Source organism: Neobacillus rhizosphaerae (genome assembly GCF_050477885.1).
Taxonomy (GTDB): Bacteria; Bacillota; Bacilli; order Bacillales; family Cytobacillaceae; genus Neobacillus; species Neobacillus rhizosphaerae_A.
The window spans coordinates 1-17,157 of the sequence record NZ_JBCNAC010000054.1 but is presented as its reverse complement, the minus strand read 5'-3'; the positions used below and the strand labels follow the sequence as shown (position 1 = coordinate 17,157).

19 protein-coding genes are annotated in these 17,157 nt (G+C 36.7%); 15 read left to right on the top strand and 4 right to left on the bottom strand.

The window, feature by feature from the left end; genetic code table 11:
• Window positions 1-80: 80 nt before the first annotated feature.
• The 5 genes from ABES03_RS07210 to ABES03_RS07190 all read left to right on the top strand — a co-directional run bounded on the left by ABES03_RS07210 (window position 81) and on the right by ABES03_RS07190 (window position 4,386).
• Window positions 81-1,220: an N-acetyldiaminopimelate deacetylase gene (locus tag ABES03_RS07210; RefSeq protein WP_430116403.1), complete on the top strand. Its 1,140-nt coding sequence runs from the start codon at window positions 81-83 to the stop codon at window positions 1,218-1,220.
• Between the two features lie 278 nt (window positions 1,221-1,498).
• Window positions 1,499-2,047 (top strand): peroxiredoxin, encoded by a 549-nt coding sequence (locus tag ABES03_RS07205; protein WP_430116401.1) that lies wholly within the window; start codon window positions 1,499-1,501, stop codon window positions 2,045-2,047.
• A gap of 70 nt (window positions 2,048-2,117) precedes the next feature.
• Window positions 2,118-2,573 carry a TlpA disulfide reductase family protein gene (locus ABES03_RS07200; protein WP_430116400.1) on the top strand — a complete coding sequence of 152 codons (456 nt, stop codon included), beginning with the start codon at window positions 2,118-2,120 and terminating at the stop codon, window positions 2,571-2,573.
• 171 nt (window positions 2,574-2,744) lie between these two features.
• Window positions 2,745-3,656, top strand: a complete 912-nt coding sequence (locus ABES03_RS07195; protein WP_430116399.1) for a DUF4349 domain-containing protein — start codon at window positions 2,745-2,747, stop codon at window positions 3,654-3,656.
• Window positions 3,657-3,726: 70 nt separating this feature from the next.
• Window positions 3,727-4,386 carry a potassium channel family protein gene (locus ABES03_RS07190; RefSeq protein WP_430116398.1) on the top strand — a complete coding sequence of 220 codons (660 nt, stop codon included), beginning with the start codon at window positions 3,727-3,729 and terminating at the stop codon, window positions 4,384-4,386.
• Window positions 4,387-4,427: 41 nt separating this feature from the next.
• On the opposite strand, the gene rnjA is transcribed toward ABES03_RS07190, so the two are convergent.
• Complete coding sequence (gene rnjA, locus ABES03_RS07185; protein WP_430116396.1) at window positions 4,428-6,095, bottom strand: ribonuclease J1; 1,668 nt, start codon at window positions 6,093-6,095, stop codon at window positions 4,428-4,430.
• Between the two features lie 3 nt (window positions 6,096-6,098).
• Window positions 6,099-6,311: a DNA-dependent RNA polymerase subunit epsilon gene (locus tag ABES03_RS07180; protein ID WP_430116395.1), complete on the bottom strand. Its 213-nt coding sequence runs from the start codon at window positions 6,309-6,311 to the stop codon at window positions 6,099-6,101.
• A 489-nt stretch (window positions 6,312-6,800) separates the two neighbouring features.
• Between ABES03_RS07180 and ABES03_RS07175 the strand changes: the two genes are divergently transcribed.
• Together ABES03_RS07175 and ABES03_RS07170 are read left to right on the top strand one after the other, a co-directional pair.
• Window positions 6,801-7,697 carry a DMT family transporter gene (locus tag ABES03_RS07175; RefSeq protein ID WP_430116394.1) on the top strand — a complete coding sequence of 299 codons (897 nt, stop codon included), beginning with the start codon at window positions 6,801-6,803 and terminating at the stop codon, window positions 7,695-7,697.
• Between the two features lie 25 nt (window positions 7,698-7,722).
• A complete protein-coding gene (locus ABES03_RS07170) occupies window positions 7,723-8,493 on the top strand; it encodes a Cof-type HAD-IIB family hydrolase (RefSeq protein WP_430116393.1) in 771 nt (256 codons plus the stop codon).
• A 38-nt stretch (window positions 8,494-8,531) separates the two neighbouring features.
• On the opposite strand, the gene def is transcribed toward ABES03_RS07170, so the two are convergent.
• Window positions 8,532-9,086, bottom strand: coding sequence for a peptide deformylase (def, locus tag ABES03_RS07165; protein ID WP_430116392.1), 555 nt, complete (start codon window positions 9,084-9,086; stop codon window positions 8,532-8,534).
• Window positions 9,087-9,260: 174 nt separating this feature from the next.
• On the opposite strand from def, the gene ABES03_RS07160 reads away from it, so the two are divergent.
• The 6 genes from ABES03_RS07160 (at window position 9,261) to ABES03_RS07135 (ending at window position 15,673) form a co-directional block, all read left to right on the top strand.
• Window positions 9,261-9,923: a YkyA family protein gene (locus tag ABES03_RS07160; RefSeq protein WP_430116389.1), complete on the top strand. Its 663-nt coding sequence runs from the start codon at window positions 9,261-9,263 to the stop codon at window positions 9,921-9,923.
• Between the two features lie 423 nt (window positions 9,924-10,346).
• Window positions 10,347-11,462 carry a pyruvate dehydrogenase (acetyl-transferring) E1 component subunit alpha gene (pdhA, locus tag ABES03_RS07155; RefSeq protein WP_430116387.1) on the top strand — a complete coding sequence of 372 codons (1,116 nt, stop codon included), beginning with the start codon at window positions 10,347-10,349 and terminating at the stop codon, window positions 11,460-11,462.
• Between the two features lie 3 nt (window positions 11,463-11,465).
• Entirely contained in the window at window positions 11,466-12,443 is a 978-nt protein-coding gene (locus tag ABES03_RS07150) for an alpha-ketoacid dehydrogenase subunit beta (protein ID WP_430116385.1), read from the top strand.
• A gap of 79 nt (window positions 12,444-12,522) precedes the next feature.
• Window positions 12,523-13,836 (top strand): dihydrolipoamide acetyltransferase family protein, encoded by a 1,314-nt coding sequence (locus ABES03_RS07145; RefSeq protein WP_430116405.1) that lies wholly within the window; start codon window positions 12,523-12,525, stop codon window positions 13,834-13,836.
• A 5-nt stretch (window positions 13,837-13,841) separates the two neighbouring features.
• Complete coding sequence (gene lpdA / locus ABES03_RS07140; protein WP_430116384.1) at window positions 13,842-15,257, top strand: dihydrolipoyl dehydrogenase; 1,416 nt, start codon at window positions 13,842-13,844, stop codon at window positions 15,255-15,257.
• A 173-nt stretch (window positions 15,258-15,430) separates the two neighbouring features.
• A complete protein-coding gene (locus ABES03_RS07135) occupies window positions 15,431-15,673 on the top strand; it encodes a hypothetical protein (protein WP_430116382.1) in 243 nt (80 codons plus the stop codon).
• Window positions 15,674-15,704: 31 nt separating this feature from the next.
• Here ABES03_RS07135 and ABES03_RS07130 read toward each other — a convergent pair whose 3' ends face one another.
• A complete protein-coding gene (locus ABES03_RS07130) occupies window positions 15,705-16,139 on the bottom strand; it encodes a DUF1885 family protein (RefSeq protein ID WP_430116380.1) in 435 nt (144 codons plus the stop codon).
• Between the two features lie 163 nt (window positions 16,140-16,302).
• Between ABES03_RS07130 and ABES03_RS07125 the strand changes: the two genes are divergently transcribed.
• A complete protein-coding gene (locus ABES03_RS07125; protein WP_430116379.1) occupies window positions 16,303-16,602 on the top strand; it encodes a DUF3055 domain-containing protein in 300 nt (99 codons plus the stop codon).
• A gap of 161 nt (window positions 16,603-16,763) precedes the next feature.
• Window positions 16,764-16,886 carry a GapA-binding peptide SR1P gene (locus ABES03_RS07120; protein ID WP_307289124.1) on the top strand — a complete coding sequence of 41 codons (123 nt, stop codon included), beginning with the start codon at window positions 16,764-16,766 and terminating at the stop codon, window positions 16,884-16,886.
• Window positions 16,887-17,157: the final 271 nt, after the last annotated feature.

Here is a 17,157-nt window from a genome sequence, read left to right as displayed (position 1 = left end):
CGAATTTTATACTTTCTTATTATTTACGAACAAAACAAAGCGTGGAGCTTCTCCACGCTTGTTTTATAGGAGAGAAGAGGGTGAAGGTAGTGAATGAATTAATTAAAATCCGACGTGATTTACATCAAATTCCTGAACTTGGTTTTCAGGAGTTTAAGACACAGGCTTATTTGTTGTCTTATCTAAAGTCTTTGCCACAGGAACGGCTAACTATTAAGGAGTGGAAGACAGGGTTATTTGTCATGATCCATGGGTTAAATCCTCAAAAAACGATTGGATACCGGACGGACATTGATGGTCTTCCAATAAGTGAGGAAACAGGATTATCTTTTTCCTCTAAACACGATTCAAATATGCATGCCTGCGGTCATGATTTCCACATGAGCATTGCTATCGGAGTGTTGACTCATTTTATCCGGAAGCCAATTAATGATAATCTTTTGTTTGTTTTTCAACCTGCCGAGGAAGGTCCTGGAGGGGCAGAACCAATGTTGAATTCGGACATTATGCAGGAATGGAAACCGGATATGATTTTTGCTCTTCATATAGCTCCAGAGTATCCTGTAGGAACGATTGCATTAAAGTCTGGGTTATTATTTGCAAATACCTCAGAATTGTTCATTGACCTAATTGGAAAGGGAGGTCATGCTGCTTATCCACACCAAACAAATGATATGGTTGTTGCTGCGTGCATGCTGGTTAATCAGCTGCAAACGATTATCTCAAGAAATGTGGACCCATTAGATAGTGCTGTGGTAACAGTAGGAAAGATTACAGGGGGAACGGTTCAAAATATTATTGCAGAGAAAGCTAGGCTTGAAGGGACTATTCGGACATTGTCACCAGAATCGATGCGAAAGGTGAAACAACGTATAGAAGCGTTGGTAAAAGGAATCGAAACAGGCTTTGACTGTAAAGCCGTAATTGATTATGGTGCCATGTATTATCAAGTAAATAATAATGAGTCAATTACAGATGAATTCATTGAAATCATCAAAAAAGAGACTGAAATCCGTGTGGTTGAATGTAAGGAAGCGATGACGGGTGAAGACTTTGGTTATATGCTCAAGGAAATTCCTGGGCTGATGTTTTGGCTTGGTGTAGACTCACCATTCGGTTTACATCATTCCAAATTAAATCCGAATGAAAGTGCAATCGATGTAGCAGTAAAAGCTATGACGACATATATCGAGTTTAAAGGAAACGAAAGTTGTCTGTAGTACAAGCCTTATTATTTCAACTTATCGTTTAGACATGATAAAATCAAATAGAATAAAAGGAATATTGTTACATATCGTCGTTTATTCTATTGCGAATAGGGCAAAACTTAATAAGGGAGATTTAGGTTATAGTTAATAATTAATATTTATTTAAATTAATTATAATTTAATATTGACTCAAAATAGTCTTTATCCTATAATGAAAATGTCAAAGAGATAGCAAATAAGACTTGCTATAAACTCAATTTCAATTAATTTAATTATTGGAGGGATTCGATATGCCAGAACGTATGGTAGGTAAACAAGCTCCACGATTTGAAATGGATGCGGTTATGCCAAACAAAGAATTTAAAAAAGTAAGTCTTGAAGAAAATATGAAAAATGATAAATGGACAGTATTGTTCTTCTATCCAATGGACTTCACATTTGTATGTCCAACTGAAATCACAGCATTGTCTGATCGTTATGATGAGTTCGAAGATCTTGATGCGGAAGTTATCGGTGCTTCAACTGATACTATTCATACTCACCTTGCATGGATTAAAACAGATCGCAAAGAAAATGGTCTTGGCGACTTGAAATATCCTCTAGCTGCTGACACTAACCATGTTGTAGCACGTGACTATGGAGTGCTAATTGAAGAAGAAGGTATTGCATTACGTGGATTATTCATCATCAGCCCTGAAGGCGAATTAATGTACTCTGTTGTTAACCACAACAACATTGGCCGTGACGTGGATGAGACACTACGTGTTCTTCAAGCATTACAAACTGGCGGTCTTTGCCCTGCTAACTGGAAGCCTGGACAAGCTACACTTAATGTTTAATTTTTAACAAAACAAAAGATAGACCTAACCTTTTTAAAGTGTTAGGTCTTTTTAATAGGAGGATTTTCAAATGAAATTACGTGAACCAATGCCTGAGTTAAAAGGTGCAACAGAATGGTTAAACGGACAAGTGACTAGAGAGGATTTGATTGGCGAGAAACCAACATTAATCCATTTCTGGTCTATAAGTTGTCATCTATGTAAGGAAGCGATGCCACAGGTAAATCAATTCCGTGATGATTTTAAGGACAAGCTAAATGTTGTGGCCGTTCATATGCCACGTTCTGAAAATGACTTGAACCTGGAAGAAATAAAGCAAGTAGCGGCTGAACATGGTATCACTCAACCGATTTTTGTTGATAGTGAGCATAAGCTTACTGAAGCACTGGAAAATCAATATGTTCCTGCCTACTATGTATTCGATCGTGAAGGTAAACTTCGACATTTCCAAGCAGGTGGAAGTGGAATGAAAATGCTCGAAAAGCGAGTAAATCGAGTATTAGATGAGCTGGAAAAAACAGAATAAAAGATATGGAAAACTGTTCGCTTCTTCAAACGGACAGTTTTTTGTATATTTTTAGTAATAAGTAAGATGTGTTGTAACCTTGTGTCCATTTTATCGTCCGTATTAATAATACTGGATCCTGCAGTATTTATCTGCCTGGCAAAGACGATATATAAAAGGGGTGTCAAGGTTATGAAAAGGTTAATAAAATGGGTTCCTTTTTATTTACTGATTATGTGCATTGGTCTAGCGGGATGTAGTTCTAGCGATAAAAGTGAATCGGCTAAGATGAATGAAGATAAAGCCGTAATGGACTCTGCTCAATCTGGCAGCCAAGAGGAAACGATGAATGCATCAGGTGAAAAAGCTAAGGGGGAACAAACAAACGAGTCTGGTAAACTAGAGGTAACCCGTCAAATGGTTATTTATCAGGCGGATTTACAGCTACGAGTAAAGAAATTTGAGAAGACAGTCCAAAGTTTGGAAGAAAAAGCAGTAAAATATGGAGGCTATATTTCAGAATCCAACGTGGCAAAAGAGGGGAATGAACAATTAAGCGGAAGGATTGTTATCCGAATACCGCAAAAATATTTTCAGACCTTTCTACATGATGCGGAGGGGGAAGCAGTAGAAGTACTCCAGAGAAACATTTCTGGGCAAGATGTAACAGAAGAATATGTTGACCTTGAATCAAGATTAAAATCAAAAAGAGTGGTTGAAGAACGACTCCTAGCTTTTATGAAGAATGCAACCAAAACAGAGGATCTATTAAAAATTTCCTCTGATTTAGGCGTTGTTCAGGAGGAAATTGAAACTATTGAAGGGAGAATGAAATATCTAGAAAATCAAACTTCCCTTTCTACAGTCGCAATTACCTTTTACGAGAATAAGGTGAGCGTTCCAGACCTTAATAAAGACCAGTTAAATACATGGGAAAAAACAAAAAAACAATTTATGAAGAGTACGAACATGCTTTTAGCTTTCTTGTCAGGAGTTATTGTTTTCATTATTGGAAACCTACCTATTCTTTTAGTATTGGGAGCAATAGGGTTCCTAGGTTTACTATTTTTTAAACAGAGAAAAAAACGAGATAGACAAGATTAGTGGCGCTCTCAAGCACCAGAATGCTATGATAGTACCATCATGATTAATGAGTTATCGGGGGAGTCATATTATGAAGAAGAGTTATGCGGTAATAGGCTTAGGACGGTTCGGAGGTAGTATATGCCGGACGCTAACTGATGAAGGAATGGAAGTATTGGCTATTGATGCAAATGAAGAGCGAGTGAATGAATATGCTATGATTGCTTCCCATGCGGTTGTTGGAGATACAACAGACGAAAATGTCTTAAAAAGTCTCGGAATTCGTAATTTCGATCATGTAATTGTAGCAATTGGGGATGATATTCAATCCAGTATATTAACTACCCTTATTTTAAAGGAGTTAGGTGTATCAAGAGTTACAGCAAAGGCACAAAATGATTATCATGAAAAAGTTCTTAGGAAAATTGGAGCAGACCATGTTGTACACCCGGAAAGGGATATGGGCAAACGAATTGCAACTAATATGGCCTCGAGCAATGTGGTTGATTATCTACAACTTTCTGATGAGCATAGCATAGTCGAGATCGTTGCTAATGGTAAGCTTAGTGGTCACACCATTATTGATTTGGATATTCGTAAGAAATATGGACTAAATATCGTTGCCATTAAAAGAGGAGAAGAAATTATTGTTTCTCCGCAGGCCAAGGAAACGATTTACCTAAATGATGTATTAATCGTAATAGGAAACGATAACGACATTGACCGATTTGAAAAGAAGGTCCTAGAATAATGTAAAAAGCTCCAGCCTAGAGGCTGGAGCTTTTTTATTACTTATACTTCCATAATGATTGGAAGAATCATTGGTCTACGTTTTGTTTTTTCATAAAGGAATGGTGCTAACGTGTCTGTAATTTCATTTTTAATTTCAGACCATTGGCTTGTTTTTCGTTCCATAACCTTATTTAAATGTTTAGTAATTAAGTTCTGTGCATCATTAATTAAATCACCAGATTCTCTCATATAAACAAATCCACGAGAAATAAGGTCTGGTCCTGAGGCAATTTTAAATTCTTTCATATTAATGCTCACTACGACAACGACTAAACCTTCTTCTGAAAGAATTCTTCTATCGCGGAGAACGATATTTCCTATATCACCTACGCCGCTGCCATCAATATAGACAGAGCCAGAAGGGATTTTCCCAGCAACCTGTGCCGTATTTTCAGAAAGGGCTAATACTTCACCATTGTCCATGATAAAGCAATTCTCTTCTTCAACGCCACAATCAACTGCTAGCTTCGCATGCATTTTTTGCATCCGGTATTCACCGTGAATAGGCATGAAGAATTTTGGTTTTATTAAACGAAGCATAAGTTTTTGCTCTTCTTGACCACCGTGACCAGAAGTATGGATATTACTTAGTTTACCATGGATAACCTCTGCCCCAGCTCTGTAAAGCATATTAATCGTTCTGCTTACACTGATTGTATTCCCTGGAATTGGTGATGAAGAAAATACAACAGTATCCCCAGGAATAATTTGAATTTGGCGGTGTGTACCATTAGCAATTCTTGAAAGTGCTGCCATCGGTTCACCCTGACTACCTGTACAAAGGATCGTCACTTTATCTGCAGGAAGTCGATTAATTTGATTGGACTCAATAAACGTTTCCTTAGGCGCAGTAATATACCCTAATTCAAGTCCAATGTTAATAGCTGCTTCCATACTCCGTCCAAAAACAGCCACTTTTCTCCCATTTACAACAGCTGCTTCCACTACTTGCTGCAGTCTGTGAATATTAGATGCAAATGTAGCGAAAATGATTCGGCCATCTACTTTTCTGAAAATATCATGAATACTTTCACCGACACGACGTTCTGACATCGTGAAATCAGGTATTTCGCTGTTAGTACTATCTGAAAGTAAGCATAATACGCCTTCTTTTCCGATTTCAGCCATTTTAGTCAAGTTTGCTGGTTCTCCAACAGGGGTAAAATCAAATTTAAAATCACCAGTATGAACGACTTGACCAGGAGGTGTTTTTACAACAATACCATAGGAGTCAGGAATACTGTGGGTAGTACGGAAAAAAGTAACCGATGTTTTGCGGAATTTAATGATATCGTCTTCTTTAATTTCAATCAGTTTAGCATTTCTTAATAAGCCATGCTCTTCTAATTTATTTTTAATTAAACCCAATGCCAATTTTCCACCGTAAATAGGAATATTAATCTCACGAAGTAAGTAAGGAATCCCACCAATGTGATCCTCATGTCCGTGTGTGACAAATAAGCCTTTTATTTTATCTTCATTTTTAACAAGGTAAGTGTAATCAGGAATAACATAATCGATACCTAATAACTCATCTTCAGGAAACTTAATTCCAGCATCAATTAAAATGATTTCATCCTGGAACTGAACTGCATACGTATTTTTGCCTATTTCACCTAAACCACCTAAGGCAAAAACAGCAGTTTGATCATTTTTTACAAATTTCATAAATTATCCAATCTCCAATACTTTAAAGTCTTCATTTTGTTTTTCATATTCTAAAAATGCGCCTTTTACTTCCTGTACAAATTCTACATTAAACCCACGATCAGCAATTTTTGTACGGACATCTCTAACCGATTCGCCTTCAACAAAGATTGTTTTTGTGTTTTCTCTAACAGGTACTTCATTAATACTTTTTTGGTAATATACTTTAAATATCATTACAGTATCGCTCCTAACTTAGGTCATAACTTTTTCTATTATATAAAACATTTTCATCTTTTTCATTTATTTTCTTTGGCAGTCCTTTGGACTAAATATGAAAAGTAAGTAAAAGAATCGCTGTTTTTACAATTTACAATAATGAAGGAGCCCTCCGCAAGTTTGAAGGGCTCGAAAAATTTAGGCAATGGATTTCTTTCTAAGCAAATCATTCCACTGTTTTAAGAGCTTTTTCCGGAGCTTCTTTAACATAGTGGATCATCTCCTTACTTCTTATTTTATACAATCCTTGTCCAATGTAAAGCAATCAATGGTAGAATATTGAAGGTTTTTAAAAAGAAAGGGTTTTTTTACTATTATGATATGTTAAAAACGCATATTTTTTCATGGATAAACATGGAAGATTCATGACTAATTACAAATTGACAATTATTAATAGAAGGTTTAGTGTTTTAAAGGGATAAATTAAATAGAAGGAAGAATGGTGAGATGGGAAAATTATTTAGTGCTTTGGCTGTATTGAGCCTTATTTGGGGAACTTCATTTTTATTTATTAAATTGCTTTTAACTTCTATGGATCCAGTGGTGGTGGTTTTTGGCAGATGTCTATTTGGGTCAATGATTCTGCTACTAATTGTGGTATTGAAAAAGAATAAATTGAAACTAAGTACACTTCCGTGGTTTCAATTATTGCTTGTAGCATTAGCTAATAATGCCTTACCATGGCTACTCATTAGTTCAAGTGAAACAAAACTTACTTCTGGTATGGCATCTATTATTAATGCATCAACACCGATATGGACATTAATCATTGGAGCTTTCTTTTTTTCTTCATCATTGAGAAAAAATCAATGGATTGGAATAATGATTGGTTTCCTCGGCATTTTTATTTTATCCGATTTTAAATTTGGGGATATTTATTCAGGAAATGTAATCGGAATTCTTTTAATGACAGGTGCAACTCTATGCTATGGAATTGGTTCTCATCTGTCTAAAAAATATTTAGCTCATTTATCTGTGCTTGAAACCTCGTTCTTTACTTTACTTTTCTCTACTGGGATTAGCTTAATCATAGTGTTATTTAAGACGCCGCATTCACTCTCAACTTTTGTCAATATGAATACCTTAGGACCTTTTGTTGGTCTAGGAGTTTTAGGGTCGGGAATCGCCTATCTGCTTTACTACTATTTAGTGAAAGAAGGTAGCGCAGAATTTGCCTCGCTTGTAACCTATCTTGTACCAGTTTCAGCAATAATTTGGGGTACTTTTTTATTACAAGAAGAAATTCATCTTTCAATGATGGTAGGATTACTTATCATTTTTGCTGGAGTCTATATTTCAACCATTAAACCAAAGGAAAAATCAAACGCAACCTTCACAGCATAGTTCGATCAAAAGGAGTTATTTTTACATGAAAAAAATTGTATTTTTTGATATAGATGGAACAATGCTTGATCATGAAAAAAATCTTCCTGCCAGTACAAAAAAGGCTCTCCAACTGTTAAAGGTTAACGGAGTTTTTGTTGCCATTGCTACAGGCAGAGCCCCGTTTATGTTCACGAGTTTACGGGAGGAGTTAGAGATTGACTCTTTCGTAAGTTTTAATGGGCAATTTGTTGTCTTTGAGAATGAGATTATATATGAGAACACCTTACATGAAAAAGAATTAGAAAGACTATACCAGCAAGCTAAAACAAACGAACATCCATTAGTTTTTATGAACGATAAGACTATGAAATCAAGTGTGCAGCATCATCCTTATATTGAAGAAAGTTTGGGAAGTTTGAATTTTACACATCCAGACGAAGATGCTTATTTTTATGTTAATCGTAAAATGTATCAATCACTCCTTTTTTGTAAGGAACAAGAGGAACAGAAATACGCGGTGGACTATCCGAATTTTAATTTTATCCGATGGCACCCTTATTCGGTTGATGTATTACCAAAGGGAGGATCAAAGGCAGAAGGTATTAAAAAAATGATTGAACGGTTAGGTTTTGAATTAAAGGATGTATATGCATTTGGAGACGGAATGAATGATTTAGAAATGTTAAAAACTGTTGGAACAGGTGTGGCAATGGGGAATGGGGTAGCAGAGGCTAAGGCCCATGCAGACCTTATTACGACTGATGTATCTGAGAATGGTATATGGAACGGATTAAAGGAACTTCAGTTAATATAAAATAAAAGATGGCTGACTCTACCTGAGTCAGCCATCTTTTAACGTTCAATTGCTGTTGCACCATCAATTGGTTTTAATGGCTCTTGTTTATCAATAAGGTCGTAAAACATAACTCCGTTTAAGTGGTCGATTTCATGTTGAAAACAAATAGAAGGTAAACCCTTTAGACGAATTTTAACTTCTTCGCCATTTAGATTCGTGCCTTTCACTGTAATTCTTGCATATCTAGGAACAAACCCTGGTTTGGCTTCGTCCACTGAGAGACAACCTTCACCTGTTTGTAGATATGCCTTTTCAACGGAATGACTAACGATCTTTGGATTAAAAAGAGCGTAGCTATAGAGCACACCTTTTTCATCTGTTACATGCACCGCAATCATTCGTTTGGAAACATTAATTTGTGGTGCGGCTAAACCTATGCCAGGACGCAAACCATATTCGGAAGCAATTTCGTTATTCTGGCTGTTTATAACGTATTCCAGTAAACTGGATAATATTTGTTTATCTTCTTCTGATGGCGGCATAACAACTTCCGCAGCCACTTTTCTAAGCGTTGGATGGCCATCTCGAATAATATCCTCCATCGTTAACATAACTTTCACTCCTGTGTTCAAAAAAGTAATTGGTATCCATAGTCTATCAAACAATAGATAAAATGTTAATCATTGATTCAAGATATACATATCCAACTCTAAATGGTGCTCAATATTGTCAAATATTCCAAGTATCGATATAGTAGGAGTTGAGTGAGATTAGGAGGGTGTAAAGTGTTATTTAAAAGCAAATGGCGTTTTCTTATTTCTATAATAGCTGTCATTTTTATTATATCTGGATGCCTGGCTAAAGAAACACCTGAAGAAAAAATGTATGATGTGTTGGAGAAGGTTGTAAACAAAGAAAAGGTTTTTGAGGAACAGCAGGATCCCCTGGTTAAATTAGAGGAAGAAGAGAAGGTTCTTTATGATCAGATAATCAAACTAGGTATGAAAGAATATGACCAAATTGTCAAGCTCTCAGACAAAGCACTGATTTTGACTGAGAAAAGAAAAACACTTATGGAAAAAGAAACAAGCAGCATAAAGGATTCTGAAAAGGAATTTAAGAAAGTGGCAGTTATTAAAGCCGATTTGGATAATCAAGAGTTATCAAAATTAGCCAATGACCTATACGATATCATGATTCAACGATATGAAGCACATGAGGTATTGTATAAAGAATATACTGAGGCTTTAAAAAATGATAAAGAACTATATGAGATGTTTAAGAATAAAGACATTCCCTTAGAAGATTTAGAAGCAAAGGTTGTTCAGCTTAATGATAATTACAAAAAAGTCTTTGAAGCAAATGAAAACTTTAACAAGTTAACAGAACAATACAATGATAAGAAGCTGGCTTTTTATAAAAAAGCGGGTCTAAATCCAGATAAATAATATACATCAAAGAAATCGGCTGGTAAAAGCCGATTTTTTCTATATTATAACAAATGTGATTCTGTGTTAATTTTATATAACAGAAGGCATTGTTTAATGGTACAGATAATTGTTCAACCTAAAAAATTAATAATATCTAGATGGTGAAAAATTATAAAACATAGTATTTGACGAAGGAAAATGAATGAGGTAAACTCATATATGAGTTAAATAATTGTATCAATAAAGGTCCATAAAATAGTGATACAGAATATATTGTTGGCATAAGGAAGATTTTTCGTTTTTTCTTATCATTTCTGTGAAAACTATCAATTAGCAATTTCAAGAACTTGGCCAACATGACCCGTGCGTTTTTTGGGTAATCTAACTTAGTGGATTTATTTAAAAATTTTTTCTTTGAATAGAAAGGAAGAGGTGACCCAAATGGCTTCTAAAACTCAGAATGCCCAGCTGAATGCGAAAAAAGCACTCGAAGCTGTAGAAGATCAATTCCAAACACTTCAAATTCTTAATGAAGAAGGTGAAGTTGTAAACGAAGCAGCAATGCCTGACCTATCAGATGAACAGCTTCAGGAATTAATGCGTCGTATGGTATATACACGAATTCTTGACCAAAGATCTATTTCTTTAAATCGTCAAGGGAGACTAGGTTTCTATGTGCCAACAGCTGGCCAGGAAGCATCTCAATTAGCAACACAGTTTGCATTAGAAAAAGAAGACTTTATACTACCAGGTTATCGTGATGTTCCTCAAATGATTTGGCATGGTCTTCCATTATACCAAGCATTTTTATTCTCTCGTGGACACTTCCAAGGAAATCAAATTCCAGAAGGTGTTAACGTAATTTCTCCACAAATCATTATTGGTGCTCAAATCATCCAAGCTGCAGGTGTTGCCCTTGGTATGAAAAAGAATGGTGCAAAATCTGTAGCGATTACGTATACAGGTGATGGCGGAGCTTCTCAAGGTGATTTCTATGAAGGTCTAAACTTTGCGGGTGCATTTAAGGCTCCAGCTATTTTCGTTGTTCAAAATAACCGTTTTGCAATTTCTACTCCGGTTGAAAAACAATCAGCAGCTAGAACTGTTGCTCAAAAAGCTGTTGCTGCAGGTATTCCTGGAATTCAAGTTGATGGTATGGACCCACTTGCTGTTTATGCTGCTACTCGTGATGCTCGTGAACGTGCAATTAATGGTGAAGGACCTACTTTAATTGAGACTTTAACATACCGTTATGGACCACACACAATGGCAGGAGATGACCCTACTCGCTACCGTACTTCTGACCTAGATAATGAGTGGGAAAAGAAGGATCCATTAGTACGTTTCCGTAAGTTCCTTGAAAAGAAAGGTATTTGGAACGAAGAAAGAGAAAACGAAGTCATCGAAAAAGCAAAAGAAGATATTAAAGAGGCAATTAAACAAGCGGACGCGGCTCCTAAGCAAAAAGTAACCGACCTAATGTCCATTATGTACGAAGAAATGCCTCATAACCTAAAAGAACAATATGAAATTTATCAAGCAAAGGAGTCGAAGTAAGTCATGGCTCAAATGACAATGATTCAAGCAATCACTGATGCATTAAGAACTGAGTTGCGCAACGATCCTAAAACACTCATTTTTGGAGAAGACGTTGGTGTTAATGGCGGAGTATTTCGTGCAACTGAAGGACTTCATAAAGAGTTTGGCGAAGATCGTGTGTTTGATACACCTCTTGCTGAATCTGGTATTGGTGGGTTATCAATTGGTCTTGCTTTAACTGGGTTCCGTCCAATCCCTGAAATTCAATTCTTCGGATTTGTTTTTGAAGTAATGGATTCTATTGCTGGACAAATGTCTCGTATGCGTTACCGTTCTGGTGGCCGTTACAATATGCCGATAACTGTTCGTTCTCCGTTTGGTGGAGGGGTACATACACCTGAACTTCACTCGGACAGCTTAGAGGGATTAATGGCTCAAACACCTGGTTTAAAGGTTGTTGTTCCTTCAACACCATATGACGCAAAAGGATTATTATTGTCAGCGATTCGTGACAATGACCCAGTTGTATTCTTAGAGCATTTAAAATTATATCGTGCATTCCGTCAGGAAGTTCCTGAAGAAGAGTATACAATTCCACTTGGAAAAGCGGATGTAAAACGTGAAGGTACAGATTTATCTATTATTACTTATGGTGCAATGGTACATGAATCATTAAAAGCTGCAGAAGAATTAGCTAAAGAAGGACACTCTGTAGAAGTTGTTGATTTACGTACAATTAGCCCGCTTGATATCGATACAATTATTGCTTCTGTTGAAAAAACAGGCCGTGCCATTGTTGTTCAAGAAGCACAAAAACAAGCTGGGGTCGCAGCTAACGTGGTAGCTGAGATTAATGATCGTGCCATCCTTAGCTTAGAAGCACCAGTATTACGTGTTACTGCTGCAGATACCATTTATCCATTCTCACAAGCTGAATCCGTATGGCTTCCAAATTATAAAGACGTAATCGAAACAGCTAAAAAAGTTTTAACTTTCTAAAAAAGAGGATCTACTGAAATCTATATATTATAGGAGATGAATCCCAGTGAGCGCAACCGCAACCACATTCCAATTTAAAATGCCTGACATCGGTGAAGGTATTCATGAAGGGGAAATCGTAAAATGGTTCATCAAACCAGGCGATAAAGTCCAAGAAGACGACGTACTTTGCGAAATACAAAATGATAAAGCAGTAGTTGAAATCCCTTCTCCAGTAGAAGGAACAGTTTTGGAAGTATTAGTTGGCGAAGGAACTGTAGCGACAGTTGGACAGGTACTCGTAACATTTGATGCTCCAGGATATGAAAATCTACAATTCAAAGGCGACCATGGTGATGACGAACCGAAACAAGAAGCACCAGCAGCGCCTGCACCAGAAGCGAAGCAAGAAACAGCAGCACCTGCACCAGCGGCAGCACCAGCGCCAGTTGCAGCCCAACCTGCTGTAGAAGTAGACCCAAATCGTCGTATTATCGCTATGCCATCTGTTCGTAAATATGCACGAGAAAAAGGTGTTCAGATTGCCTTAGTAGAAGGAACAGGTAGCAATGGACGTATTTTGAAGAATGATATTGATGCATTCTTAAGTGGAGGAGCAGCAGCACCACAGGCGGCACCACAAGCAGCTGAAGCAGTGGCGGAAGCTCCTAAGGCAGCAGCAGCGGCACCAACTCCAATTCCACAAGGTGAATATCCAGAAACACGTGAAAAGATGAGCGGTATCCGTAAGGCAATTGCAAAAGCAATGGTTAACTCTAAGCACACTGCTCCACACGTAACTCTTATGGATGAAATCGATGTAACGAAACTTGTTGCACATCGTAAGAAATTCAAAGAAGTAGCTGCGGCAAAAGGCATCAAGCTTACTTTCTTACCATATATCGTAAAAGCATTAACAAGTGCATTAAGAGAGTTCCCTGCTTTAAATACATCTCTTGATGATGCAACAAATGAAATAATCCACAAGCATTACTACAACATCGGAATTGCAGCAGATACTGAAAAAGGTCTATTAGTTCCAGTTGTAAAAGATGCTGATCGTAAGTCAGTTTTCACAATTTCAAATGAAATTAATGAATTGGCTGGAAAAGCTCGTGATGGAAAACTTGCTCCAAATGAAATGAAGGGTGCATCTTGCACAATTTCTAACATCGGTTCTGCCGGCGGTCAATGGTTTACACCAGTTATCAACCACCCAGAAGTGGCTATTCTTGGTGTAGGTCGTATTGCAGAAAAACCAATCGTTCGAAATGGTGAAATTGTTGCGGCTCCTGTATTAGCATTATCATTAAGCTTCGACCACCGAATGATTGATGGTGCGACAGCACAAAACGCAATGAATCATATTAAACGTCTATTGAACGATCCAGAACTATTGTTAATGGAGGCGTAAGAAAAATGGTAGTTGGAGATTTCCCAATTGAAACAGATACTATAGTCATCGGTTCCGGTCCTGGAGGATATGTTGCAGCAATCCGTGCTGCTCAGCTTGGACAAAAAGTGACCATCGTTGAAAAAGAATATATTGGTGGAGTATGTCTAAATGTTGGTTGTATTCCTTCAAAAGCCTTAATTTCTGCGGGTCACCGTTATGAAACAGCTGTACATTCTGCTTCTTTCGGTATTACAGCTGAAAATGTTAAGGTTGATTTTTCTAAGGTTCAAGAATTCAAAGCTGGTGTTGTTAAGAAATTAACTGGTGGCGTTGAAGGATTACTAAAAGGTAACAAAGTGAACGTTGTCCGTGGTGAAGCGTACTTTGTTGATGCTAATACACTACGTGTTATGGATGAAACATCTGCACAAACATATACGTTTAAAAATGCTATCGTTGCAACTGGATCACGCCCAATTGAATTACCAGCATTTAAATATTCAAAACGTGTTCTAAATTCTACAGGAGCACTTAATCTAAATGAAATTCCTGAAAAGATCGTTGTTATTGGCGGCGGTGTTATTGGAATCGAACTTGGTGGCGCCTATGCAAACTTTGGCACGCAAGTAACTGTTTTAGAGGGTGCCGATGAAATTTTAGGCATGGGAGTATTTGATAAGCAAATGGCTGCTCTTGTTAAGAAAACGATGAAGAAAAAAGGTGCGGAATTCTATACAAAAGCATTTGCCAAAGGTGTCGAAGAAACTGAAAACGGCGTTGTTGTGACATTTGAAACAAAAGGCGAAGAAAAGAAAATCGAAGCTGATTATGTTTTTGTCATGGTTGGCCGTCGTCCAAACACTGATGAAATGGGCTTAGAGGGAGCTGGAGTGAAGTTAAGCGACCGTGGCCTAATTGAAATTGACAAGCAATGTCGAACAAACGTAAGCAATATTTATGCGATTGGTGATGTTGTTGCTGGTCCTCAATTAGCACATAAGGCATCATATGAAGCTAAAATTGCTGCTGAGGCTATTTCTGGTCATCCGTCTGAAATTGATTATTTAGGTATTCCAGCAGTTGTCTTCTCTGATCCTGAGTTAGCACAGGTAGGATATACTGAAAGTCAAGCAAAAGAAGAAGGCATCGAAGTGGTTGCTGCTAAATTCCCATTCGCTGCAAACGGCCGTGCGCTTTCTCTTGACAGTGCTGATGGTTTCTTAAAACTAATCACACGAAAAGAAGATGGCCTTGTAATTGGTGCTCAAATTGCTGGTGCAAGTGCGTCTGATATGATTGCTGAACTTGGTCTTGCCATTGAAGCTGGAATGACAGCTGAAGACTTAGCGATGACAATTCATGCTCACCCAACACTTGGAGAAATTACAATGGAAGCTGCAGAAGTTGCCCTTGGCAGCCCAATCCATATCATTAAGTAATAAAAATAAAAGTCCTTTCCGGAAAACGGAGAGGACTTTTATTTTTTGCAGCGAATTTTAATTTATATAAAGAATTAAGAGCTGGAGGTGAGAAAAAAAGCGTACGATACGATTTTATTCATATACTTAAAACACCAGAGGTTTGAAAGATTGTAATTTGAGTGGTGATAAAAATGAAGGTATATATTGTCATGCTTTTACAGTTTATTATTTGGAGCGGATTTACGTTTATTGAATGGCTTTCAAAGCATGATCAACTCATCTATAAAGTCATTATGTTTTTTGTGTTTTTTTACTTAGCCTTTTTAATAGGAAATTATGTCACAAAATCTGTCCGCAAAACCCTCTTTATTACCGCATTAAGCTTAGTTATATATACTTCATTTCATTTTACAATGGCACAAATTATGCATTAAAAAAGCTCCTATAGGAGCCTTTCGTTGCTTTTTATTTTCTTGGGTAATAATACATGATTCTTTCATTAAAAAGATGAAGCTCGCCTTGCAGCTTTTTAGCAAGAAATTTACAGAATTCATTGGCTTTTCCTTTATCTCCATAAGTGGATTGTTCAGGAAGAGTGACTTGGATGTATGTTTGTTCTCTAATAACACCGTCATCATTCTGAACCGATTCCGTATCAACACCTATTAGAATGGCATAGTAACGTTCTAAATTGGCTTGTAGGTAGAACCATTTCCCTTTACCGTCTTCCGTTTCTTTGATGTCATAAGGAAAGGCAGATTCTCCAAATTGCCAGCTTACCTGATCACCTGTCTTGGATGTAATATTTTTATAATAATAAAATAATTCCTTAACCTCATCAATGGTTATCGTTTGTTTTGCAGATGAAGGCACCAGCTTAATAAATGCATTTACAGCCATCATCATTCCCCCCTATTAGTCCGTAGTATATGCCCTTCTATTCTAGCATTGAATAAAAAGTGATGACAACAATTAGAAGAATTAAATTGTTATCATTTCTTGTTATTTTTTTAAAAATGAATTATAATAATATTCTAAATATTTAATTAAAAGGAGGAGTCTTATGGAATTATTTGATAAGCTCTATGATGAGCATGAAAATGCAAAAGTGAGGTTCATCGGCTTCACTACTGAAGATACTCGTTATGACTTTGGAATTATTTATACCAATTTGTTTTTTGGAAAGCCTCTTGTGATTTGCATGCAAACTGGACGCTCCACACTCCTCGACCCCAAAGAAATTGAAGATATTGATTACCTTCAAACTGTATTCCGTATCCCTGATAAAGAGCAAGCCGCAGATCTAGCTGAATTTTTTAGAGAAACACTACCTTCCATTCCATTTGTCACCCAATATGAATAGTGAAATGAAAAATAGGCCTTAAGTGGCCTTTTTTTTATGATATTTTTTAAATGTGACATACAAATTAGGCTTGAAATTATTAATGTGATATATTATTATCTAATTAAGGATATTTAAACGCTTTCATAGCATGACATAATAATGAAAAGGGGATAGGACAAATGGGTACACTTGTATGCCAAACTTGTAACTCTACTATTGATCATTTTGAAGATGAAAAAGTAACGGTACTATACTCTAAATGCAATTGCTGTGATAACCACCATATCGAAGAAGAAGTATAAATATTTCTACCAAATATAAACAGGCTGACTCATTTATTTTGAGTCAGCCTTTATTTTTTCAAAAGATAAGAATATATAAAATTTCTTACAGCCAAAGTCCTTGTAGTGTGGTAATTTATGTCCCGGATTCAATGAAAATAAGCCCACCGGTAAATAGAAGAAGTTTCTAATGCCCGTGGTAAGGGAAAAAGCTCACGACCGGTAAATAGAAGAAGTTTCTAATGCCCGTGGTAAGGGGAAAAGCTCATTACCGGTAAATAGAAGAAGTTTC